This is a genomic window from Sphingobacterium sp. GVS05A, from assembly GCF_019969845.1.
GTDB lineage: Bacteria > Bacteroidota > Bacteroidia > Sphingobacteriales > Sphingobacteriaceae > Sphingobacterium.
In genome coordinates, this window is record NZ_JAHXYR010000007.1 from 45445 (window position 1) to 68562 (window position 23118).

23 protein-coding genes are annotated in these 23118 nt (G+C 39.2%); 6 read left to right on the forward strand and 17 right to left on the reverse strand.

Going from position 1 to position 23118, the window contains the following annotated elements; all coding sequences use genetic code 11:
• Positions 1 to 55: 55 nt before the first annotated feature.
• From LC454_RS17495 to LC454_RS17575, 17 genes are all read right to left on the reverse strand, one after another.
• The gene (locus tag LC454_RS17495) at positions 56 to 1243 is read right to left on the reverse strand and encodes an aminopeptidase C (protein WP_223583755.1); all 1188 of its coding nucleotides are present in this window, start codon (positions 1241 to 1243) and stop codon (positions 56 to 58) included.
• A 198-nt stretch (positions 1244 to 1441) separates the two neighbouring features.
• Positions 1442 to 2494 carry a TerC/Alx family metal homeostasis membrane protein gene (locus LC454_RS17500; RefSeq protein ID WP_223583756.1) on the reverse strand — a complete coding sequence of 351 codons (1053 nt, stop codon included), beginning with the start codon at positions 2492 to 2494 and terminating at the stop codon, positions 1442 to 1444.
• On the reverse strand, positions 2494 to 3465 hold the full coding sequence (locus LC454_RS17505) for a polyprenyl synthetase family protein (protein ID WP_223583757.1): 972 nt from the start codon (positions 3463 to 3465) through the stop codon (positions 2494 to 2496). Before LC454_RS17505 ends, LC454_RS17500 begins: the two co-directional genes overlap by 1 nt.
• Positions 3466 to 3515: 50 nt before the next feature.
• A complete protein-coding gene (locus LC454_RS17510; RefSeq protein ID WP_223583758.1) occupies positions 3516 to 4079 on the reverse strand; it encodes a DUF3109 family protein in 564 nt (187 codons plus the stop codon).
• Between the two features lie 5 nt (positions 4080 to 4084).
• Positions 4085 to 4870, reverse strand: a complete 786-nt coding sequence (locus tag LC454_RS17515) for a DUF3108 domain-containing protein (RefSeq protein ID WP_223583759.1) — start codon at positions 4868 to 4870, stop codon at positions 4085 to 4087.
• 36 nt (positions 4871 to 4906) lie between these two features.
• The gene (locus LC454_RS17520) at positions 4907 to 5419 is read right to left on the reverse strand and encodes a DUF2480 family protein (RefSeq protein WP_223583760.1); all 513 of its coding nucleotides are present in this window, start codon (positions 5417 to 5419) and stop codon (positions 4907 to 4909) included.
• A 64-nt stretch (positions 5420 to 5483) separates the two neighbouring features.
• Positions 5484 to 7589, reverse strand: a complete 2106-nt coding sequence (locus LC454_RS17525) for a SurA N-terminal domain-containing protein (RefSeq protein WP_223583761.1) — start codon at positions 7587 to 7589, stop codon at positions 5484 to 5486.
• Between the two features lie 278 nt (positions 7590 to 7867).
• On the reverse strand, positions 7868 to 8491 hold the full coding sequence (gene lptC / locus LC454_RS17530) for an LPS export ABC transporter periplasmic protein LptC (protein ID WP_223583762.1): 624 nt from the start codon (positions 8489 to 8491) through the stop codon (positions 7868 to 7870).
• 4 nt (positions 8492 to 8495) lie between these two features.
• The gene (locus LC454_RS17535; protein ID WP_223583763.1) at positions 8496 to 9824 is read right to left on the reverse strand and encodes a hypothetical protein; all 1329 of its coding nucleotides are present in this window, start codon (positions 9822 to 9824) and stop codon (positions 8496 to 8498) included.
• A gap of 175 nt (positions 9825 to 9999) precedes the next feature.
• Positions 10000 to 10983, reverse strand: coding sequence for a DUF6427 family protein (locus LC454_RS17540; RefSeq protein WP_120261410.1), 984 nt, complete (start codon positions 10981 to 10983; stop codon positions 10000 to 10002).
• Between the two features lie 20 nt (positions 10984 to 11003).
• A complete protein-coding gene (locus LC454_RS17545; protein WP_223583764.1) occupies positions 11004 to 11213 on the reverse strand; it encodes a CcmD family protein in 210 nt (69 codons plus the stop codon).
• 337 nt (positions 11214 to 11550) lie between these two features.
• On the reverse strand, positions 11551 to 12213 hold the full coding sequence (ccsA, locus tag LC454_RS17550) for a cytochrome c biogenesis protein (protein WP_223583765.1): 663 nt from the start codon (positions 12211 to 12213) through the stop codon (positions 11551 to 11553).
• A 36-nt stretch (positions 12214 to 12249) separates the two neighbouring features.
• A complete protein-coding gene (locus tag LC454_RS17555; RefSeq protein WP_120261412.1) occupies positions 12250 to 12909 on the reverse strand; it encodes a heme exporter protein CcmB in 660 nt (219 codons plus the stop codon).
• Between the two features lie 77 nt (positions 12910 to 12986).
• Positions 12987 to 13382 (reverse strand): hypothetical protein, encoded by a 396-nt coding sequence (locus tag LC454_RS17560; protein WP_120261413.1) that lies wholly within the window; start codon positions 13380 to 13382, stop codon positions 12987 to 12989.
• A gap of 103 nt (positions 13383 to 13485) precedes the next feature.
• Entirely contained in the window at positions 13486 to 15321 is a 1836-nt protein-coding gene (locus LC454_RS17565; RefSeq protein ID WP_223583766.1) for an ABC transporter ATP-binding protein, read from the reverse strand.
• A 173-nt stretch (positions 15322 to 15494) separates the two neighbouring features.
• Positions 15495 to 16046 carry a hypothetical protein gene (locus LC454_RS17570; protein ID WP_223583767.1) on the reverse strand — a complete coding sequence of 184 codons (552 nt, stop codon included), beginning with the start codon at positions 16044 to 16046 and terminating at the stop codon, positions 15495 to 15497.
• 176 nt (positions 16047 to 16222) lie between these two features.
• Complete coding sequence (locus LC454_RS17575) at positions 16223 to 17011, reverse strand: S-adenosyl-l-methionine hydroxide adenosyltransferase family protein (RefSeq protein WP_120261416.1); 789 nt, start codon at positions 17009 to 17011, stop codon at positions 16223 to 16225.
• 422 nt (positions 17012 to 17433) lie between these two features.
• Here LC454_RS17575 and LC454_RS17580 point away from each other — a divergent pair, with 422 nt between their 5' ends.
• The 6 genes from LC454_RS17580 to hisB all read left to right on the forward strand — a co-directional run bounded on the left by LC454_RS17580 (position 17434) and on the right by hisB (position 23025).
• Positions 17434 to 18399 carry a PhoH family protein gene (locus LC454_RS17580; RefSeq protein WP_223583768.1) on the forward strand — a complete coding sequence of 322 codons (966 nt, stop codon included), beginning with the start codon at positions 17434 to 17436 and terminating at the stop codon, positions 18397 to 18399.
• A gap of 35 nt (positions 18400 to 18434) precedes the next feature.
• The gene (locus LC454_RS17585; protein ID WP_223583769.1) at positions 18435 to 19385 is read left to right on the forward strand and encodes a phosphoribosylaminoimidazolesuccinocarboxamide synthase; all 951 of its coding nucleotides are present in this window, start codon (positions 18435 to 18437) and stop codon (positions 19383 to 19385) included.
• Positions 19386 to 19418: 33 nt separating this feature from the next.
• A complete protein-coding gene (locus LC454_RS17590) occupies positions 19419 to 19799 on the forward strand; it encodes an STAS domain-containing protein (RefSeq protein WP_223583770.1) in 381 nt (126 codons plus the stop codon).
• A 1-nt stretch (position 19800) separates the two neighbouring features.
• Positions 19801 to 20712, forward strand: coding sequence for a ribonuclease Z (locus tag LC454_RS17595; RefSeq protein WP_223583771.1), 912 nt, complete (start codon positions 19801 to 19803; stop codon positions 20710 to 20712).
• A 110-nt stretch (positions 20713 to 20822) separates the two neighbouring features.
• On the forward strand, positions 20823 to 21881 hold the full coding sequence (hisC, locus tag LC454_RS17600) for a histidinol-phosphate transaminase (protein WP_223583772.1): 1059 nt from the start codon (positions 20823 to 20825) through the stop codon (positions 21879 to 21881).
• 4 nt (positions 21882 to 21885) lie between these two features.
• Entirely contained in the window at positions 21886 to 23025 is a 1140-nt protein-coding gene (hisB, locus tag LC454_RS17605) for a bifunctional histidinol-phosphatase/imidazoleglycerol-phosphate dehydratase HisB (protein WP_223583773.1), read from the forward strand.
• Positions 23026 to 23118: the final 93 nt, after the last annotated feature.

Consider the following 23118-nt stretch of genomic DNA (forward strand, 5'->3'; position numbering starts at 1 on the left):
AAAAACACCTCTGAAATATTAATTTCAGAGGTGTTTTAAACGATGGATAAATCGCTTATTTGATATTTATCTTCGATTTTAAATCTTTTGTCAGACCATCTTTATGTAACAGCAAAGAAGTTGTTTTATAGCGTACAAATTCTTTGGATGCATACAAGTAACCTTTGTAGTCGTTGGATGTTCCCCAAGAGTTTTTAACAATATAATACTCTTTACCATTTTGATCTTTTACCAGACCGACGATGTGCATACCATGATCGTCTGTTGTTTGCCAATTGTCGAAAGCCTTTTGTCTCTCTTCAGGCGTGATCTTCATTTCTGGTTTAGGACCAACGAACATGCTCGATTTTTCTTGCTCGCTCATTTGTTCGAATGGTTTTTCTGGAACATAAGCAACACCGTTTTTCCAGGAGAATCCTTTTTCTGAAACGTCAGTTGCCCAAGCGACAGTATAACCTTTTTGCAGTGCATTGTCAATGATATCTGTTAAGTCATTCATCTGAACATTGTAAAAACGATCAAATGACCAGTTATCCGGGATTAACAGAACGAATTGGCTATAATAAGGGTGGTCAGTAACTGAAGCAATACCAACATAATCATCTGGATTAATGCCAATGACCTGATCAGCAAAGGTACGTGGTGTATAGGATTTGCCATTGTAATCAAATTTTTCAGGAACTTCACCTAGGTAAGAGTCCATTGCTGCTGTATAGGCTTTTTCCCAGTTTGGAGTTAAACCTTTACCTTTTACAATCGAGCCTAGCATTGCATCAAGCATTGATGTCATTTCACCAAAGTTGTTGAGTGTGGTACCATAGTGAAGGCCTGTATAAGCTGACTGTGGCATTGTGCCATATTTGCGGAATGAATTCAGGACATCGTGGAATTGACCGCCTTCACCCAAGGATAATCCACCGTGAAGACGTACATAGGTGCGTGCTTTATCTAAGTACGTATTACGTGCTGTATATATCTGAGAAATCTCAACAGGTTTTTTACCCATACGGATCATTTCGGATTCTAGAAAAGAGTTTCCTGAATAAGACCAACATGTACCCGAAGAACCTTGATTCTTGATCGAAGTATTACCTAAATTGATAACTTCTGTAAATGTAAATCCAGATTTGCTATTGTCATTTTGATTTGCTTTTAGGGCATTGATCAAATTGTCCTGTGCTTGTACTTGGAATGAAGCTGCAAAAAGAGAGGCAGCTAGTACAATCGATTTATTCCAATTCATTTGTTAGTATTTTGTTAATTTAAAGTGGTGCTAAATTAAATAAATAAAATTTAGTAAGGCAAATTCCTCTGTAAAATAATTGTTCTTAAAAATGGACTATAATTTAGGTCCTTTTGTCGCGGGACAGGAGAAGTACGAGCTAGGCTAAAATATTGAAAAGCAAAGGGTCGTAATTTTTACGACCCTTTGCTTTTATTTTTATTCGGCAATCTCTTTATGCTTTGGAAAGAGTAGCGAAGCGATGATACTTAAAGCGAGTATACTGATGATCACAATCAGAGAATGCGTCGTTGTAAAGCCAACTTCTGCCAGCCAGTGATGAAATAACATCTTCAGACCAATGAAGACCAATAGAAAAGCTAATCCGACTTTTAAATATTGGAACTTATGGATAATATTGACCAATAGGAAGAACATGGAACGTAATCCAAGAATTGCGAAAATATTAGAGAAGAATACCACATAAGGATCTTTGGTAACCGAGAAAATTGCGGGAATAGAATCCACTGCGAAAATTAGATCGGTAAATTCAATCACTAACAAAACCAAAAATAGGGGTGTCATGTATTTTACGCCATTCTCAATATGGAAAAAGTGACCGCCATCTAATTTTGGGGTTACCTTGAAATATTTAGACGCAAATTTCACAACAGGGTGGTTTTGAGGATCGACCTCCTCCTCCTGGTTCCGATTGATAAACATCTTGATACCTGTGAACACTAAGAAAGCACCAAAGACATATAGAATCCAGCCAAATTTAGCGATTAGGGTTGCGCCAAGGAATATAAATAGAAATCGCATAACGATAGCGCCCAGAATCCCCCAGACCAAAACTTTATGGTAGTATTTTTCGGGAATCCCAAATGATGTGAAGAGCAGTACCATAACGAAAATATTATCGACAGAGAGTGCGTACTCAACAACATATCCCGTTAAATATTCCAAGCCTAAGTTGTTATTATAGACGGCTAAACTTGCTGCAAGATCACCGGGAATAATCTTAATATCGTGGTGATGTTTTGTAATGACTTCCTGCAGATGGTTTAGATCATGAATATTATGCAATTCAAATCCATAATGACGTAGGAGCCAATAGAAGCCTAATGAGAATAATACCCATACAGCACTCATAATTGCGGCAGTCTTTAAGCTAACAGGTTTATCGCCCTTGGAAAATAGTCCAAGGTCAATTGCTAGCATCAGTGCAATGAAGATCAGGAAACCTCCAAAAAACATTAATTCGTGACTCATTATTTTTTTCTTTCTGTTGTATATGTTACCAATTGCAGTAATCCTTCTTTGTATTCGCTATCTGGAAAATCTTCCAGGATGCGAAATGCATCTTGTTGATATTCCAGCATTTTGTTTGTTGCATAGGCTAATCCACCGCTGTTGCGTACAAAATCGATAACTTCAGCAACCTTTTTGGGGTCTTCGTTATGATTTCGAACCAGATTGATGATTCGCCGCTTTTCGCTGGAGCTTGTCTGATTTAAGGCATGGATCAACGGCAATGTCATTTTCTTCTCTTTGATATCATTCCCCAGGGGTTTACCCACGTCATCCAGGCCAAAATCAAATAAGTCATCCTTTATCTGAAAAGCAATACCAATTTTCTCTCCAAATTGATGCAGTTTCTCTACCGTCTCTTGATCCGCATTGGATGACGCAGATCCACAGGCGCAGCAGGAAGCAATTAACGATGCTGTTTTCTTTCGGATGACCTCAAAGTATATGGATTCTTCAATATCCAGTTTACGCGCTTTTTCGATCTGGAGCAGTTCTCCTTCACTCATTTGGTCGACCGCTTCTGAAACAATTTTTAACAGATGGTAGTCCTGATGTTTGACAGAAAGCAGTAAACCCCTTGACAGTAAAAAATCACCAACCAGTACTGCAATCTTATTTTTCCAGAGCGCATTGATTGAAAAGAAGCCTCTACGTTCGTAAGAGTTATCCACGACATCATCGTGAACAAGCGAAGCCGTATGCAGTAATTCAACCAAAGCAGCACCGCGGTAGGTAGATTCGTTAATCCCATTGCAGATGCCCGCTGAAAAAAATACAAACATCGGTCGCATTTGCTTTCCTTTACGTTTGATCAGATATTGCGTGATACGATCCAACAAGGGAACGGAGCTTTTCATCGATGCTTTGAATTTCTTTTCAAAAGCTTCAAGTTCGTGGATAATAGGGCGTTGGATCTCTGTTAATTTTGACATGAATTGGAATGAAACACCAAAAAAGTTAAAGCTTAAAGATAGTAATTTTGTTACAACTCATCGACTGCTTGCTCAAGATTTTTGTACCATTCTTCTCCATAAGTACGGATCAGGGGATCCCTTAGAAATTTATACACAGGCACCTGTAGTTCTTTACCAAAACTACAAGCGTCTTTGCAGATATGCCAACGGTCGTAATGAAGGACATCAAATTCCGGATAATGTGTTGTACGGATAGGATAGAGGTGACAGGAAACAGGTTTCCGCCAGTGGATTTCACCCAGTTCATAAGCCTTTTCGATTGCACATTTGGTAATGCCGTTTTCCCAGGTCACATAGGCGCATTCCTTGTGCCCATCAACGCATGTTGTGGTTAAATCACCATCTACATCAACAACATATTTCCCTTGTTCTTCAATGGCCTCAATGCCCTTCTCCGTCATATAGGGCTTTACCTTGGGGTATATTTCCTCCAGAATTGCCTTTTCACTTTCTAACAAAGGTGCTCCCGAGTCTCCCTCGATACAGCATATTCCTTTACATTTTGATAGGTTGCACACAAAATCATTGTTAATCAGATCTTCATGTACCAACACATTTCCTACTTCAATCATTCTAATTATTTTGAGTAGCTTGCTTTTTGCCCCAATTTATATTTTAGTCCACTCGCTTCCAAAAGTTCTAAGGTAACAGAGCCAATTAAAATATCGACATTAGCCTTTACTGGAATCCGGTTACCATCATTGGTTACCCAGAGATAAAGCTTGCTATTTTTTTTAAAGATACGTCCCGGTTTAATTTCGGGACTGAATTTAAGGCATTCTAATGTGCCCAATTCTGTTTTTATTTTTTCGATTCCAATATACTGTATGCCCAAGGTGGCTATTTCATCATTCAGAAAATAAGTCAGTTTAAAGGATTCACCTGGCTTGACCGAAGTTAAGTCTAGATTGCGGGCGAAATAATAGGAAGATAACAAATCAAAGGTTTGATCCACCTTAGATGTAAATGTTCCTTTATTACCGACCACAGTATGTGTATCCTGATTGAAACGTACTTTGTCATTCCGTCTGTAGCCTCCCTCACGGATGTTTTCTGTATAATAATAAGGCAAAAATGTCTTGCTATTTATATAAGAGTTGTACTCGTTTCTTACGGTATAGATGGCAAAAGCTCCTGCTGTTTTACCGGCGGCATACAGATGAAAGGAGGGATTCCCAAATCCGTCTTTTGTATCGCCAACAGTCAACGTTCCCGTTGCAGCTGAAATAATTCCATAGCGGAGTTTATACTTTAACTTCTCTCCACCTTTAAATGCAGATTCCTTTAAATGGGGTAAATCTTGAGCGAAAACAGTACTTACAAAAACTGATAAGTAAAGGAGCAATGTCGATATAAGTTTCATGTACGTAAGTTTACGAAAATTGTTTGAAAAGAAATGTTATTTTCTTTTAAAAACTGGAACCGTTGAACAAGGTTCTCCGTACATAATACTTTTCGCTACTTTGCTGAGTTTCACCGTGAATTGGACAAATGTCGATTCAGGGATATATGTATCTCCACAGCCCTTAACAACTACCCTCTGATCTCGAAACTGTTCCATGTCAATTTGGTCAATAGCGGCTGCATACTGTATACGTAACAGCTCTTCTAAATCGCCAAAGACAACAGTCGACGCATATGGTTCTAACTTATTTGCCAGTAGCATATAAGCCCATGTTGGGACAATAGCATCTGCTGTACATGTGATTGCGATATGCTTATTGGTATATTGTGACCAATCGTGTGTTTTGATGAACTCGCGGAAATCTTTTTCCCTTAACATCAGACCATGGAACAAATTTTCCTTGATATCATATAGGACATTGTCGGTCTTCGGATGATAATCTGCCAGATCGACTGTCACTAATCCACTTTGTGCAACTTTATTGACAATATTTGTTTGAATTTCCATAACTATTCTATCAAAAAAAAGCCGGACGATAATTCGTCCGGCTACAAATTTACTTAAAAATATTCTAAAAGAATTTCACTCTATTGTCAATGATTTCAGCTTTGTCTTGTAATGCACGGAAAATAGATCCCCAAGCACGTTGCGCTTTAGCTGCAAGCATTTGTTTCTTTTGTCCGTTGATATCAGAGATCGCTGATGGATTTGTGAAACCATTTACCTGGACAACATATACACCTGTATTTCCTTCAATTGCTTTAGAAGGTTTGTTTGGTTGAAGTCCAAAGACTGTACCTACTACAGTGTTCTCTAAGGCTACACCAGGAATAACAGGATTGGCAAATACCACATTCTCCACGTGGATAGCAGATTTACCTACTTTTTGAGCTACTTGGTCAATTGAAGAAGCTCCAGCTAAAGCTTTGTCAAATTTTTCTTTTAAGACTTTAGCTTTAACCATGTTTTTAACTGCAGGCTCGATATCTTTTTTCACAGCGTCCAGAGAAAGTACCCCTTTCGGTTGCACATTCACCAAACTCGCAAGGATATAAGAAGTTTCAGTTTCAAATACCTTATCTGAGATGTCACCTTTTTTAGCTTCGAAAGCCCATTTTATTAAATCGCGTGGAGCTTCTGTACCATCAAGTACATTGTCCATTGCTGTCACACGTGACGCAGTTTTAGCTTCTAGACCAAGTTTTTTAGCCTCTTGTGCGAAGTTCTGAGCCGTTGCAGCAGATAAGAAAGCTGTGGCTTTACTATGTGCATTATTTAAAGTCTCTTTACCACTATTGATGACTTTATCGATGATAGCGACCTTAGCGTATTTTGCTGTACCGATTTGTTTCTCAATTTTGATGATATGAACACCAAACTGAGATTTTACAACTTTAATGTCTCCAGCTTTACCTTCAAATACTGCTTTTTCAAATTCAGGTACCATGCGGCCCCTTGTAAAAGTACCGAGTTCACCACCATTTGTTTTACTTCCCGGATCACTGCTGAACTGAATAGCCAAAGCTGCAAAGTTATCTCCTTTTTGGATCAATCCTTTGATTGAATCAGCTTTTGCCAATGCTTTGTCAACACCACCTTCAGCAGTAGCATCCAATAGGATATGCGAAGCCTTTACTGAATCTGGTCCTACGACAGTTGAAACCACTTTCGCAATTTCGTAAGCACCATTGCTTAGGAATGGACCTACTGTAGTACCTGCAGCTACATTGAAGACTACCGAATCCAAAGATGGACTCAATTGGCCTTTTTTCACATACGTGAAAGGATATTTGTTGTCCGAATTGATGGATGCAAATAAAGAATCATCTTTTGCAACAATAAGGTCTTGTTTTAACTTGTCAATAGCTTCTTTTACTGCCAATGAATCTTTTGCAAGAGGTTTTGCATCTACCGTAACGTATTGGATCGCGCGAGTTTCCTCTTGTGTTTTAAACATACTTTTATGCTCATTATAGTATTCTTGGAAATCAGCGTCAGTCACTTTAGCCTCAGCATCTTTTACAGAAGCGTAGTCTAAAAGAATGTATTTGAAGTTCGCTAATTTATTGCGTTCTTGGTATTCTTCGTTTGCTTCCAATGAAGTTACGTATACACTGTTCGAAAGCAATTCGCCATACTTGCTGCTTAGACGTTCATCTTTCACACCCTCAAGTAAAGCTTCCCACTGATCAGCCATGGCTTGGTTGCCAGCTGTGTTGATTTGGCTTATGAAAGTTGACAACTGACCACGGTTAAATTGTCCAGTCTGCGGATCAGTAAATGCCTGAACGATCTGAGCTGAAGGATTTGGCCCTTGTACTAGATCATTTAATTCCTTGCTACCCACTGTCAAACCGATTTTTTCAATCTCTTTTCTCAAGATTTCTCTGGATAAGAATTGATTCCAAACCTGTTGTACGGCGTATGTTCTCATTTGAGGAGTAACAGTGCCACCCATTTGTTGTTTGAACATTTCTTCTGCTTGTTCTACCTGTTGGTTGAACGCAGGATATTCAATTTCAGTTCCGTTGACTTCCCCTACACGATTTTGATGTCTAGCCCAAAAAGGAGCCCCTCCTCGAACGACATCGCCTAGTAAAAATGCTAAAATTGCGATAGCCATGGCTGCGGTCAAGATGACACCAGCTTTGTTACGCAAAAAGCCCATTAATCCCATAGTCTGCTTATTGTGTTTATATTGTGTAAATACTTGTATTTCGTTAATTTATGCATAGCATAGCAAAATGCGGTGCAAGATACAATTTTTATAAAAAAAAACGGAATATTTTCCTGAATGTAATAAAACAAATTTGAAAAGTATTTGTATTGTGCTATTTTTTATTAGAGGTGGTCTTGATCAAGTCAGGGTTATATTCAGTAAGCAATCTGTGACAGAGTTACTTGCATAATCTACCTGCAGGTATGTATGTTTAGGCTAGCAATAACACACACTCTCTATCTACCTATGGAAGGAAATAGACTATTATCCTTAATGATGACGACACCAGTTGCATTCTGTATATTGGCATGTTGCAGGTCCTTGTCTGAAGTGAATGACGATCCCTGTAGGTTTCCCCTTTGATCTTTAAAGAATGCCTGGACAGGAACATTGTTGTAGAAAGTTTTATTGGGATCCTTAGCTCCTTCATCATAAACGATTTCCTCCGTTTTCATTATAGATCCATCGGCCATGGTGACAACAACATTTTTGGTAAAGACTGTTATTTTCTCTTTTTCTTTCCTGATTGCATAATCAGAGGTGATGCGTTGGGTTTCCTTTAGTTTCTCATCATAGAAGATGATTTTTATGCTTTTTGGAAACTCATAGACTTCTGTGCTATCGTGTTTGATCCGCATTTCGGGTGCGGTAAGGTTAGCTTTAACCCGGGTTGAATCACTATAGATGACATCCACATGGCGTGATATATCTACAGCTTCTTCTTTTTTTAAGTTGGCGATCCGGTCAACTTCCTTTAGATCTGGTTCACAGGAAGTCAATAAGAGCGCCCCTAGCAAAAATTGAATTACCAGGGGCGTTATATTTTGTAATATGGATAGTGCAGATACTTTGCGTACCATTATCTTAGTCAAATTGATTTCTTCTAAACCAACGGTCATTTAGCGTAAAGCCAATATTGAAGTTGATATAACGTTCACGTAACAGGCCATTGGCTACTTTACCCATCTGGCCAAATTCTGCTGAGAAATTGATCTTGGAGAAAGCACCTGAATATTGCGTTCTGGCTAATGGTAAGCCCACACCCACCGTTACGGCCATATCGTTAATATCTTGACCGGCTAGGAAATATTGGGTTTTGTTGTATCTAAAACCAAGACGGTAATCTACATGGTTCAGATAGTTGAGCGAAGATCTATCAGGTGTCAACTGTCCACCAACTGATACACCATAATTTTTGCGCAACTCGCCTTCACCATTTCTGACCTGAAATCTTGACCAGTCTGCATATTTGAAATCTGCCCCAATCAACCATTTGCCGTTTCGTGCAAGGGTAACACCCACATTGTGTTTTAATGGAAGTGTCAAATGTCTGCTGGTGCGCTCAGACATATAAGTTGTATCTATTGGAATATTTTGATTGTCCGGATCTGATGATGGTTGAGTCCTTGTGTCGAATATCGTTGTTCGCTCTTTTATATCGTTGTTCAGCGATCCAGAATAACCAAAGGTCAAGGCATACTCTTTGCCTATAGGCTGTTCGTATTGTAAACCATAATCAAAGATAATACCTTGGATTTCACGTTTATTTTGACGTTGCGGATTCAAAGCTCCTGAGGATAAAGGAAATTCAACGCGGCTATAGTCATTTAATGTACCAAATAGGTATGACATATTCGCACCGATACTCAATCCTTTATAAACACGCACACCCCAACCTGCATAAGCTTTTGTGAGGCCACCTTCACCAGTAAAAACCTTGTTGAAGGTTTCCGAATTAATGCTTTCCTGAGAATTGGTACGATAGCCTACATCCGAAAACGGCAATAGGCCCAGACTGATACCACCAAACTTTTGCATCGGAAAAGTCATGGTAATATGGCTAAATGCAAAATCCGCAGTATTCGCAGATCTAGTTGTTGATTTTAGTTGCGTGTAGTTGCCATACAGCCCTGCGTCAAATACACTAAGCCGCGCAGCGGAGTAAGATGCCGGATTGCTCGGGTTGGTATTGTAATAGATGCCATCTAATGTACGGATAGCCGTACTGATACCACCCATAGCTCTATACTGAGGTAATAAATCTTCACGTATCTGACCTATCCCCAATTGAGAATAAGGTGAAGCGGATGTCGTTTTTTGGGCAAATGCGGTAGTAGAACTAGCTAAAATTCCACCTGCTAACAACAGTTGGAGTGATTTATTTCTTAGAGAGCTTATAAAGCGTTTCTGCATGGTCAATCTATAAAATTGAGAAACTAATGTTTATTTAGTTTTGTGAAATCTTTGAGTTTTTTGACTCGTGTAATTAAATGTTCTTTGCTTTTATTCGCATACAAAACTATTCAATTTTTGTGAGCTTGTTAAGCCGATTTTGTTAAAAAAGGTTAAACACTTGTTGTACAAATGTTTAGAAAAATTGAAAGTAGATTATGGTTAATGCGATGATCGCATACACGACCTCAAAAAACCATTTCTTTTTAGCGTAGGTGAAGTAATAGGCCATATAAATCGCAATCGGGGGAGCGCAAAGTAAAAAGTGAGCCTCAGTCAATTTCTTGTTCCAATAAAAGGAGGCTACAGCTAGGCATAACATGAAAAATAACAACTGAAAGGATTTTCGGATATGCACAATGCTCTTGAAAAAATTGTCTTTCAGGATCAGCAAGAAGAGGATCAATGTAAAGAGTACTGGGACCAGTACCAAATAATCAAATAATTGGATACGGATAGCCGTTGGGAACTTGTAGGTGAATGGCAACCATATGGTGTAAAACAATTCCATTTTTCCTACCCATAAATAGATTACGCCTAGTATAAAATAGATTGTCGCCAATCCCAATAGTGGTGTGATCCACTCACGCCAATTGAATGGCCTAAAAATAAGCAGGGCGATCCACAGCAGGAAGAACATGCTCAAAAAAGGAAAGTAGATAAGACTTCCTATGCCAACAATCATCCCCAGATCGAACATTTCTGCCTTTACGTCCGTCTGGCGATAGAGAGAAAGCAATTTGCTCAGCATCCAGATCGAAATAAAGTTACAGATTAGGGTGGGAGACAGAACCAGAAAGGGTAAAAATAGACTGGCCAGTGTCATATACATCAATGCGACCAAAAAACTAGGTTTTCCCAGTAGATTGAAATGGCTTGTGATCCGATTCAGTATCGTTGCCTGAAAAATGGTCAGGATCAGTGTGATAAAGACGTTAGTGGCCGGAGAGAGATTGATTAAATTGTTTTCTCCCAGTAGATTTCCAAGTGCAGGTTCAAAAATTACAGAATCAAGTTTATCCGGTACGTGTAAGAATATACCAAGGCATAACACAAACCCCACAAGGGATAAAAATAGGATATTTATTGGTGTGTAATTTCTGAACTGACTGATAATCATGATGTGCGATAAATATTTGACTATTTATTCTTTTTCTCCAACTTCGTTATACGACGGTCAAGCAAGAAAAGAAAGAAGGCTAAACCTAGAAAAATGACCAACATCACGAGAACAACCACATAGATTTTGCCCTCACTACGTAAACCCGTTGCCATATCAACGTCATCCTGCGCAAATGTGCTCAAAGTTGATAAGATTAATAATGCAGTTGACAATGTTATTTTTTTCATCCGTATAAATTTGTTTATTCATTATTCGATTTTCCGTTTAAGGCATTCATGCTGCCTTCGGCGGTTTCATCCTATTTATTTGTCTTTTAATGGCTGATTAGGGCCTGCGTAAATAAAATTTGCATTGTTTACCAATATTATCTACTCTTCGGTTTCATCAGACTTCTATTTTTTATCCATGTTGTTGCCGCATGAAATCCAGTATTAATTTATGCTGGATAACTTTTGGCGATTGCAAGTTTAATCCTTTTTTATTGAGCCTAAGCTCGTTGTTGACTGGGGATATATTCAAAGACATGAAAAATACCCTGTCTTTTATTCTTATTGATGATTACAACTAGCTTTCCTGTTCTTTTCTTTCCAATATACGTACTCTATAGCGGAGTGAACAGATCCAGAAAGCGATCATGGGCCATCCGATCATTGCGGCATAAAATGTTGGACGAAGCTCGTTGCTCATTTGTAGCTGGCCAAAAGTAGCATTACCACCACTTCCGGGGTGAAGAGAATCTGTCATCTTTGGTAAAATATAGAGCAGAACAATAATGATCGGAAATGCAAATATATTGTAGACAGCAGATATTTTCGCTCTTTTCTGCTCTTCTTCGAGCGCATTGCGGAGCACGAGGTAGGCCAGGTACATTAAAGTCGCTATTGCCGAACCATTTAATTTGGGGTCATTTGGCCAAGGCTCACCCCAGGTGATATTTGCCCACAACATTCCTGTTGCCAAACCAAAAAAACAAAAAGTAATACCCGTATTGACCGCTTCAATAGCCATTAGGTCATATTCTTGTTTTCCTGTATTGAGGTATTTGATGCTATAAATAACTGAAATCAGATACATCACGATCATCGCAGACCACATTGGGACGTGGAAATAGACGTTTCTGATACTTTCGTGAAGGATAAATAGGCGGGGAACAGGGCCTAGAAGACCATTGATAATGACTGCGCAGATAATCAGGACAGCTAATATTTTCCACCATTTTTTTCTCATGGTAAATTGAATTTAATGTGTTTTCAATTCTAAAATTTAATCTCGCCAAAGGTACGGAAATAACAATAAAGAAATAGTGATCGTGATTACATTAATTGCGAGTAATACAATTATTTCTTTTGTACTTGCTGCCCTTTCCAGGCCTTCTATGGCATTGCGGGAGAGCTTGATCAATACGATCAATAAGGGGATGATAGCCGGAAAACTCAAAATAGCCATGAGCGTACTGTTGTTTCCTGCTTTGGAACTTATGCCAGAAATCATGGTAAATACACTGGCAAAACTAATACTACCCAGAATGACTGAAATAAAATATAATGTAGGATCCCCAAGTGGATTTTTGAATATGATTGAATAGACGAAATAAGCGATGGTTGCCAAGATGGTCATCAATAACATATTGTAAATAACTTTGGCGAGAATAATTGCCCTTGGGTCAACTAATGAATAGTAATAGAGTTGTCGGTTGGGGTTTTCTTGAACAAAACTCTTGTTTATTGCATTGATTGAAGCGAATAACATGATAATCCAAAACAATGCATTCCAAACTGTAGTATCTACTGATTTGAATGCCTGATAACAAACAAATACAGTAGATACGACATATAGTAGGATTCCGTTGATGGCGTATTTTGATCGCCATTCCAGAATAATGTCTTTAAGAATCAAAGTTTTTACCTGTTGCAGTAAAGTCATATCCCGCAAAGATACAAATGTATTTTAACCACAGGAGGTGGTTAAACCATCAATTCTTAAAAAAATGTTTTTTTTACTTATGCATTAGAAATTTTTGATTTAGCAGCATCGGTTGTGTTGTCGATTTTACTAGCTAAATTCTGTGCGGCATTGTTTGCGTGGTCCAAAGCCTCTCTACCGGCTTCTTTTGCTTTGTTTTTCAATGCATCGGCATCATCTGAAGCTTTACTGAAAGCAGCTTGAGCTTTTGATTTTAAGTTGTCCAACTCGGCAGAAGCTCTATTTGCTAACTTTTGTGCTTTTCTAGCTTCTTTTTTCGAAAGATCCTTCAATGACTTAGTTAAGCTTTTGATGCCATCATTTGCACGATCTAATTGTTTTTTCCCGTCATCGGTTCCTAAAAGATACCATGCAGCAGCTCCCGCAGCCAATCCTACCAAAGCAAATGCCACTAATCCATTTTTATTTTTCATAATTCTTCTATTTTATTGTGTATTCAAATGATAATCAAGTATGATACCAAATGAACAATCTCTGGAACAATTTGTTTAAAAAGAATCAATAATTAACAAAATTTTACATATCTACCTTTTGCTGTTTGGATTGCAAGGTGTACAGGTGTCTATAGAGGCCGGTCTCTTTCTGTAGTAACTCGAAATGTGTTCCACTCTCCGAAACAATCCCGTTTTCGACCACGATGATTTTGTCTGCATCGACGATCGTAGAAAGCCGGTGGGCAATAATAACAGAGGTACGGCCACGCATTAATTCTTCTAGGGCATCTTGAACTTGTCGTTCAGATTCTGAATCTAAAGAGGATGTTGCTTCATCTAAAATCAAAATAGCGGGATCTTTGAGTAATGCACGGGCTATGGCGATGCGTTGACGTTGTCCGCCAGACAGCTTCACACCGCGTTCTCCGACGATGGTATCATAACCTTCAGGAAAACCTAATATAAATTGATGTGCATTGGCACGTTGGGCGGCCTCAGTTATTTCGGTTTCGGTGGCATCTAATTTACCATAAGCGATATTCTCGCGGATCGTTCCGCCAAATAGTAAAACGTCCTGTGGTACAATGGCAACCTGATTCCGTATATCGCAGAGGTCAAAGTCTGAGGCGGGCTTGCCATCATACAGTACCTCACCTTTATTGCTCGTATAAAATTGCAATATTAAAGATGCGATGGTTGATTTTCCGGTTCCACTAGGCCCTACTATGGCAATTTTATCGCCGGCATTGGCTGTAAAGTTAATGTCTTTTAGAATTTCAATATCTGGTCGGCTGGGGTAGGCAAATGCCACATGGTTAAAGCGGAGATCCCCACTCATCTTTTTACGGATATCTTTGCAGCTCGGTTCAACTTTGATATCTTCCTGCGGCTCATCAAGAATTTCCAGAATCCTTTCGCTGGCTCCTAGTGAGCGCTGTATGTTTGCGTATAATTCTGGGAAACTACCCATTGATCCGGCGACAAACATTGAATACAAGATATAAGTCGTTAGATCACCAACAGACATCTCATGGATGGAAACTAAAGCAGCACCGTACCAGATTACAGCTATAACAGCTCCGAAAATACAGAATATGATAAAGGAAGCAAAGGCACCCCGAAAGGTTGCTCCTTTTACGGCTAATTTGACAACAGAATCCATCTGATTACTGTAACGGTTGAATTCAAAGTATTCGTTCACAAAAGCTTTTACATTGCTAATGCCCAATAATGTTTCCTGAACAATACTATTTGATTCCGCCATCTTATCCTGAGCCTGTCTGGATAATTCGCGGATGAATTTTCCGAAGACAATGGCAGCAACTACAATAATAGGTAATATGCATAGGTTCATCAAAGCCAATTTGGGTGATACCCAGACAAGCAGAAATACACCAAAACAAAGGCTGATCAATTGCCTTAAAATTTCAGCCAATGTGGTCGTCAGGGTGTCTTGGATCTGGGATAGATCTGCAGACAATCTGCTGTTTAATTCCCCAACACGGCGGTTGGCGAAAAATTCAATTGGCAAGGAGATCAGTTTATGATAGGTGTCTTTACGTATTTTCGCCAAAGCACGTTCTGCGATCTCGACAAAAATACGGATACGAAAAAATGAAACAACCGAGGTGAACGATAGGATAACAAAAGCGATCCCGCCAATGTAATAAACTTCAGAAGTTAACCAGGTATAGGTTTGTTTGCCTTGAGCAGCATCAATCATGGCGCCCAATAATGCTGGAAAAGTCAGCATAGAAAGACTGGATAATGCCAGAAATAACATTCCGATTCCAAACTTGACCCGATAAGGCCTTAAATAGGTCATTATTTTCGAAGCCCGCAATAGGAGCTCCTTATTTAACTTTGGTTTTGGTAGATCTTCTTCTTGTTTATTACCACTATTGAAACCTCTTGCCATAATCCGCTACTTCAATGTTTTGTTGCGAGGACAAATGTAAAGAGATTAAAAATATTTTGCTATCATACTTTGGTCAATTTTTTAGCTTTTTACCTATTTTAATCAACTAAAGTTATATTTTGACCTGTTTTATTGGTGCATGTCACCGATTGATAGGGGTAGATCCAAAAGGACTAGTCTGAATTTTTGCCGCTGAGCGCCGATTTTTGTGTTTGGCTACGATATAATAAGACTGCTAGAACAATAATGACAAGCAAAGCGATGTAAAGCCATAAATTACCAGCCAGACCCTTTCCTTCGGTTTTGTCCAACTCGGTCCGGAGTCGCTCATTTTCGTTTTGAAGCTTATTGATCGTGCCCATATAAGCGGAGATCTGTTTGTCATATTCAGTCGCCATCTGTCGAAATTTGTCCTTTTCGAAATCTTTTATTTTTAACAGTTGCTGTGTCTCCAAAAAAATGTTGTTGTCCGTGATCACGACATCCTTCAGGATATCGATGCTTTTTTGCATATCACCTTTGGATTTGAATAGACCAAAAAGGCCTGTTTTCTGGGTTAGGCTGGTGTCATAGGCGCCAAACTTCTGTTGCCGCGCATCGAGTAGGCTGTTGACACGTTTACGTTGTACCTCAAAAGCGCTGGAATCTGCATTTTCTTGCGCATTTAAAAGCCCAAGACTAAACAATAGAAGAAAAGATAGTACTGTGTATTTTAAAGATTTCATACCTAAATTTGACCAATCAATCTGAAATTAACGTTGCTGAAATTGCCTCAATTTGTCAAACAGCAAAGCAGGACTGGCAACTCCGCTAAATCAAGTGGTAAACTGCCAAAGGCACGTTGCGCATTTTAGGGACAGATTGAAGTGAATAAACTATTTCTAGGAATGAATTTATGAAATTAATCTTTAAATTCGATACGAATGACGTTGGAATCGTCGTCGTGAAGCCCCAAGAGTTGGCTTGCATTGCCTTTGTTGATGGCAATTTCTAAGTAATTACTGATACCAAAAAGACACAATTTTTCACCCTCACCGACTTCATTATAATGCCAGGAAAGATTGGTGATTGTCTCGTTGCGTTTGAAATACAAGATAAAATTCCGTCCCTTTTGAACTTTATTGAATAGGTCTTTGGAAATATTAGTAATGGCATTACCAAAGGCGTCAACGTAAATGACATTGCCACGGATCATGTCTTTGTCAAAGATCGGTTGTAAAGTGACTTTTTCGATCAGTTGATGCATGGGTGTACCAACATCTTTCAGTTTGCCACCTTTTGCAATATGGCAGGCCGATTTTGAAAGAATATCAGCAAGGGGGAAATGGAGGTATCTCAGGTCCTGCATCAAATTGAGTTCGTACAATTCCTGCGGTTCATTTCCATTCAACAGTAAGCTGAAAATGCCATTGTCTGCACCAACAAAATAATGATCCCTGTATTTCATGCCGATGTATTTAGATTCTTCATGAAAGAGGGTGTTGATGCCGATGATATGTACGGTTCCTTTTGGGAAATAATGATACGCATTGCCCAGTACAAAAGCTGCACGTGGAATATTGAATGCTGGGATCTCGTGGGTGATATCGACAATATTAACATCAGACAACTGCGTTAAAAGGCTCCCTTTTAGCGCAGCTTGATAAAAATCTTTATGTCCTAGATCTGTCGTTAACGTAATTACTGCCATTATAATCTAAAGTAGACCGAATTGCTGTCAAATTCCCTTTTTGAATGAATAGAAATAGATCTCCTGTCGTTTGCATATTCTGTTCCTGAAAATCTATTCAAATAGAGGACAAAATTACTATTTATCAGCTGATTTGTAAAGCTAATTGAAGAACTTATTTTGAATATATCTTTTTCCGGTTGATATACACAAACATAGCTTCTATTTCTACTGTAAAGAATTGATTTGCGTACCTTGAAGATCCACTTTTAAAAGCGAAACTTATGTATGAAACGCAAAAAAAATAATTTGGTTTTCTTTTTGCAAAAATCTCCGCTGGATGGCCTATTTTCTCATTAGAATACGTTAATTTTGAATGGTATTACGTACAGGAGCTATTGCGTAATGGCTACAATCTAATTATTTCTAAAATAGGATAAAATTTGAACGAATTACTAATTGCATTAGATGGTCTGAATTTACCCATATTATGGGGAGCAGACAATGAGCACTTTGATTATTTGAAGAAACAATTCCCAAAATTGCGGATTGTAGCTCGTGGAAGTGAAATGAAAGTGCTGGGAGATGCGAAGGAATTGGAACTATTTGAGCAATCGTTTAAGGAAGTTATGGCTCATCTAGAGAAATTCAACAACATTACCTTGTTGGATTTTGAAAATCTCCTAGGGGCGAGTGCAGGCTCAGCCGCGCAGCAAGAAAAGGAGATTGCGGCCAAGAATGCGGCATTTGGTTCTGAACCCATTGTTTATGGACCTAATGGTGTGATTGTTCGGGCCCGGACGCCTAACCAAAGACGGATGGTTGATAGTATTTCAAAAAATGACATCTTATTTGCCATTGGCCCAGCGGGAACAGGAAAAACCTATACGGCTGTTGCATTAGCGGTCAGAGCACTTCGCAATAAGGAAATCAAACGGATCATCTTGACTAGGCCGGCTGTAGAAGCTGGAGAAAACTTAGGTTTTCTACCCGGGGACCTGAAAGAAAAGGTCGATCCTTATTTGAGGCCACTTTATGATGCGCTTGACGATATGATTCCCGCAGAAAAACTAAAAGGATATTTAGAAAACCGTACCATCGAGGTTGCACCATTGGCATTTATGCGAGGGCGTACCCTTGATAACTGTTTTGTTATTTTGGATGAAGCCCAAAATGCAACGGATATGCAGTTGAAGATGTTTTTGACTCGTATGGGACCTACCGCAAAATTTATTGTTACAGGTGATATGACGCAGGTCGATCTCCCCAAAAAGAATCAATCCGGACTTTCGACATCGATCCGTTTGCTGGAAAATATTGAAGGTATCGATATTATTCACCTGAGTGGCGGCGATGTGGTTCGTCATAAATTGGTGCGACGTATTTTGGAAGCATACGGCGATATTTAATCAATAACTACTGACATAAGAATTTTACTTTGAACATGAACGCTATAAAAGAAACAAATTTCAATTTCGAAAACCAGACAGCTTTTTACAGAGGAAAGGTACGTGATGTATATACGATTGCTGATACTTACTTGGCGATGGTAGCTTCTGACCGTATTTCGGCATTTGATGTGGTACTTCCTCGCCCTATCCCTTACAAAGGGCAGGTGTTAAATCAGATTGCAGCTAAATTTTTGAAAGCGACAGCTGATATTATCCCCAATTGGGTTGTATCTGTACCAGATCCTAGTGTGACGATTGGTCAAATGTGTGAGCCGTTTAAAGTAGAAATGGTAATCCGTGGCTATTTATCTGGGCATGCTTGGCGCGAATATGCCGCTGGTAAACGTGAAGTCTGTGGCGAATCTCTTCCCGAGGGACTAAAAGAGAATGATAAATTGCCAGAGCCAATTATTACCCCGACGACTAAAGCAGCTGTAGGCCACGATGAGGACATTTCTCGAGTAGATATTTTGAAAAAAGGTATTGTAAGTGAAGAGGATTATGTGCAATTGGAGAAATATACCAAAGCATTGTTTCAACGCGGAACTGAAATTGCAGCACAAAGAGGATTGATCTTAGTGGATACCAAATATGAATTTGGTAAAAAAGATGGCAAAATCGTTTTGATTGATGAGATCCATACACCGGATTCTTCCCGTTATTTCTATGCAGATGGATATCAGGAACGTCAGGAAAATGGTGAGGCACAAAAGCAATTGTCAAAAGAGTTTGTCCGGAAGTGGTTGATCGATAATGGTTTTCAAGGTAAGGATGGGCAAGTGGTTCCGGAGATGACGGATGATATTATTGCTTCAATTTCCGAACGCTATATTGAGCTATACGAACATATTGTTGGAGAAAAATTTGTCTATCCTGATCAGGAAAATGTACTTGAACGTGTGGAAAGAAATGTGGCAAAAGCCTTAAAAGAGCTAAATTATTAGTACATTGTATCCTCAAACTAATGAAATAGACTTATGAAGTACACTATTGATAAACACGATCGTTATATTGTCATAGAACCTCATGTCGAAGTGATAGATGCCGATAATGCAGCTAAACTGAAGGGGGAGTTTTTGTTGCGCAATACCATTGGTCAACGAAATATTGTTTTGGATATGATTCATGTCCAAAGGACGGATGAAGTAGGTATTCGTTTAGGGATACTGGCACATCGTTTATGTCAATCTGTTGGCGGCGTATTTATTTTAGTCAATCTTTGTCCTAAATTAATGGATATGGTTCGTGTATCGCACCTGGATAAATCGATAAAGATTGCTCCATCACTAAAGGTTGCTGAAGATTTAATCTTTGCACACGAATTGGAATCTGAATATCGGGGGACAATTGAGGATTAATATGAAGTTTGAAGTTCTGATATTAGGAAATAGTTCCGCGACACCGATGTTTGATCGTCATCCGACTAGCCAAGTGTTGAACTTTAATGAACAATTGTTTTTGATCGACTGTGGTGAGGGTACGCAGATGCAACTCAGCCGGTATGGAATTAAAAGCAATCGCTTAGGGCATATTTTTATTAGCCATTTACATGGAGATCACTACTTAGGTTTGGTCGGGCTGCTCTCTTCGATGCACCTTGTCGGACGCAAAAGTGATCTTCATCTATATGGTCCTGCTGCCTTAAAAGAGATTTTGGATATACAATTTCTACATTCTGAGACAGTCTTACGTTATAATCTTATTTTTCATCCGATTTCACCCGACGAGCCCGGTGTTATTTTTGAAAATCGAACGATGAAAATAAGTACATTCCCTTTAACACATCGTATTGCCTGTACCGGTTTTCGCTTCGATGAAGGACGACGAGCCCGCACCTTACTCGGTGATGTGGTTCAGGCGCTCAATATTCCCACAGTCTATTATCCTGCTATAAAGAAAGGGATGGATTACGTGGATGAAAATGGGAATGTTTATCCAGCAGACCAATTGAGCTTACCCGCGCCTAAATCCAGAAGTTACGTATATTGTTCGGACACGGTACGTACTGTTGACTATCTGCCCTATGTTCAGCATGCTGATCTTATGTATCATGAATCTACGTTCCTGCATGATATGGTAGACAGGGCTAAGGAGACTTTCCATACAACAGCTTTGGAGGCTGGGGAGATCGCGAAAGAAACCCATGCAAAAAAATTATTGCTGGGACATTACTCAGCCCGATATCGGGATTTGAACCCTTTATTGGAAGAGGCACGAACGGCATTCCCAAATACCGAGCTTTCTATCGAAGGAAAATGGTTTTTAGTTTAGTTTTTTGTGCGTCTTATACCACATTTCTACGATCAAATGCTTTTTAAATTGCTTATTATATTGCTTTTGATAAACAATTTATCTAAGTTTACGGCTCTAATTTTTTTATAATGGATAATCCATTCAACTTAAACAACCTATTACGGGAAAATATCAAGAAGCTCGTACCTTATTCGTCCGCCAGAGATGAATTTAAAGGGGAGGCATCCATATTGATTGATGCCAATGAAAATCCTTTTGGATCCCCACTAAACCATGATTACAACCGATACCCAGACCCTCTCCAACATCAAGTCAAAGCAAAACTTTCAAGCATAAAAGGTGTACCCGCGGAAAATATCTTTTTGGGTAATGGAAGCGATGAGGCTATTGATATTTTATATCGTGCATTTTGTACACCCGGTGTGGACAATGTAATTTTAGTCCCACCTACCTATGGTATGTATGAGGTGTCTGCGAATATCAATGATGTCGCCTTCAAGAAAGTAAACCTAACAGAAGACTATCAATTGGATTTGGACGGTATCGCTAATGCGATAGATGCACATACCAAGCTGATTTTTATCTGTTCACCGAATAATCCAACGGGAAACTCTATCCGTCGTCAGGATATAGAAACGGTATTGAATAATTTTCAGGGACTTGTTGTTGTCGATGAAGCTTATATCAATTTTTCCGCCGTGAAGTCATTTACACAGGAACTGGCCGAATATCCAAACTTGGTGGTATTGCAGACTTTATCTAAAGCATGGGGACTTGCGGCGCTGCGGTTGGGTATGGCATTTGCAAGCAAAGAAATTATAGCAGTTTACAATAAAATTAAACCACCTTATAACATTAATCAAGCAACACAAGATATCGTGTTGGAGGCCTTGAATAATGTGGATCAAGTCAATGACTGGATCAAAGAGACTGTTTCGGAACGTGAGAAACTGGTACGCGAACTCCTTGAATTGGACTATGTACAGTATATTACTCCTTCTGACGCCAATTTTATCTTGGTCAAGATGGAACAGCCGAGAGAAATCTACGATTATCTAGTTCAATATGGGATCATTGTCAGGGATCGATCTAAAGTTGAGCTTTGCGAAGGCTGCTTGCGGATCACAGTCGGGACACCTGCAGAGAACCGAACTTTATTAGAAAAACTTAATCAAATCAATAAATAATACTATGCCAGATAACTTAAAACGTGTACTGTTTATAGACCGTGACGGAACATTAATTTTGGAACCAGAAGATGAGCAAATTGATTCTTTTGCAAAATTAAAATTCTTCCCGGGTGCTTTACAGTACCTGCCACGTATCGCGAAGGAACTGGATTTTGAATTGATCTTGGTTTCCAACCAAGATGGTCTAGGGACATCTTCCCATCCGGAAGAAAACTTCTGGCCTGTCCATCATTTTGTGGTTGATACGTTTGCAGCAGAGGGTGTAGTATTTGCCAAAGAACATATTGACAAGACTTTTCCACACGAAAATGCAGATACGCGTAAACCCGGTATTGGCATGCTCGGTGAATATTTTGATGCTTCAAAATATGATTTAAGTCAGTCATTTGTTATTGGTGATCGCGTAAATGATGTTAAGCTTGCTCAAAATCTTGGTGCAAAGGCTATCTGGTTGCGTGCGAATGATCAATTGGGTGCATTGGAGAATGTGGACATTGACCCTACAGTCGTAGCTTTAGAAACAATGGACTGGAAAACAGTTTATGAATTTCTGAAATTGGGAACACGTACTGCCGAACATCATCGTAAGACGAATGAAACCGATATTTTTATTCAATTGAACTTGGATGGCTCTGGTAAATCGGAAATCGAAACAGGATTGCCCTTCTTTGACCATATGTTGGATCAGATAGCCCGACATGGTGCATTGGACTTAACGGTCAAAGCTAAAGGCGATCTTCATATCGATGAGCATCATACCATCGAAGATACAGGAATTGCTTTGGGTGAGGTGTTTTTGAAGGTATTGGGAGACAAGCGTGGTATTGAACGCTACTCTTACACCTTACCAATGGATGATTGCCTGGCACAGGTTGCACTGGATTTTGGTGGACGCAATTGGATTGTATGGGATGCTGAATTTAAACGTGAGAAAATAGGTGACATGCCGACGGAGATGTTCTTCCATTTCTTTAAATCATTCTCTGACGCCTCCAAATCAAATTTAAATATCAAAGCTGAGGGGGATAACGAGCACCACAAGATCGAAGCAATTTTTAAGGCTTTTGCTAAATCTATTAAGAAAGCAGTACGACGGGATGCGGATCATATGCAGCTGCCAAGTACAAAAGGTGTTTTGTAGTTTTGTTTAATTAATAAAGAGAATCCATGGGATAAATGAGTAAAGATTAACGATGACCGAATGATGCGTAAGCTTGTGTGGCCAAAGTCTCAA

Bases quoted from the DNA above. Each gene is read 5' to 3' on its own strand.
- LC454_RS17495 (WP_223583755.1), bottom strand. From the start codon at position 1,243: ATGAATTGGAATAAATCGATTGTACTAGCTGCCTCTCTTTTTGCAGCT.
- LC454_RS17500 (WP_223583756.1), bottom strand. From the start codon at position 2,494: ATGAGTCACGAATTAATGTTTTTTGGAGGTTTCCTGATCTTCATTGCA.
- LC454_RS17505 (WP_223583757.1), bottom strand. From the start codon at position 3,465: ATGTCAAAATTAACAGAGATCCAACGCCCTATTATCCACGAACTTGAA.
- LC454_RS17510 (WP_223583758.1), bottom strand. From the start codon at position 4,079: ATGATTGAAGTAGGAAATGTGTTGGTACATGAAGATCTGATTAACAAT.
- LC454_RS17515 (WP_223583759.1), bottom strand. From the start codon at position 4,870: ATGAAACTTATATCGACATTGCTCCTTTACTTATCAGTTTTTGTAAGT.
- LC454_RS17520 (WP_223583760.1), bottom strand. From the start codon at position 5,419: ATGGAAATTCAAACAAATATTGTCAATAAAGTTGCACAAAGTGGATTA.
- LC454_RS17525 (WP_223583761.1), bottom strand. From the start codon at position 7,589: ATGGGATTAATGGGCTTTTTGCGTAACAAAGCTGGTGTCATCTTGACC.
- lptC (WP_223583762.1), bottom strand. From the start codon at position 8,491: ATGGTACGCAAAGTATCTGCACTATCCATATTACAAAATATAACGCCC.
- LC454_RS17535 (WP_223583763.1), bottom strand. From the start codon at position 9,824: ATGCAGAAACGCTTTATAAGCTCTCTAAGAAATAAATCACTCCAACTG.
- LC454_RS17540 (WP_120261410.1), bottom strand. From the start codon at position 10,983: ATGATTATCAGTCAGTTCAGAAATTACACACCAATAAATATCCTATTT.
- LC454_RS17545 (WP_223583764.1), bottom strand. From the start codon at position 11,213: ATGAAAAAAATAACATTGTCAACTGCATTATTAATCTTATCAACTTTG.
- ccsA (WP_223583765.1), bottom strand. From the start codon at position 12,213: ATGAGAAAAAAATGGTGGAAAATATTAGCTGTCCTGATTATCTGCGCA.
- LC454_RS17555 (WP_120261412.1), bottom strand. From the start codon at position 12,909: ATGACTTTACTGCAACAGGTAAAAACTTTGATTCTTAAAGACATTATT.
- LC454_RS17560 (WP_120261413.1), bottom strand. From the start codon at position 13,382: ATGAAAAATAAAAATGGATTAGTGGCATTTGCTTTGGTAGGATTGGCT.
- LC454_RS17565 (WP_223583766.1), bottom strand. From the start codon at position 15,321: ATGGCAAGAGGTTTCAATAGTGGTAATAAACAAGAAGAAGATCTACCA.
- LC454_RS17570 (WP_223583767.1), bottom strand. From the start codon at position 16,046: ATGAAATCTTTAAAATACACAGTACTATCTTTTCTTCTATTGTTTAGT.
- LC454_RS17575 (WP_120261416.1), bottom strand. From the start codon at position 17,011: ATGGCAGTAATTACGTTAACGACAGATCTAGGACATAAAGATTTTTAT.
- LC454_RS17585 (WP_223583769.1), top strand. From the start codon at position 18,435: ATGAACGCTATAAAAGAAACAAATTTCAATTTCGAAAACCAGACAGCT.
- LC454_RS17590 (WP_223583770.1), top strand. From the start codon at position 19,419: ATGAAGTACACTATTGATAAACACGATCGTTATATTGTCATAGAACCT.
- LC454_RS17595 (WP_223583771.1), top strand. From the start codon at position 19,801: ATGAAGTTTGAAGTTCTGATATTAGGAAATAGTTCCGCGACACCGATG.
- hisC (WP_223583772.1), top strand. From the start codon at position 20,823: ATGGATAATCCATTCAACTTAAACAACCTATTACGGGAAAATATCAAG.
- hisB (WP_223583773.1), top strand. From the start codon at position 21,886: ATGCCAGATAACTTAAAACGTGTACTGTTTATAGACCGTGACGGAACA.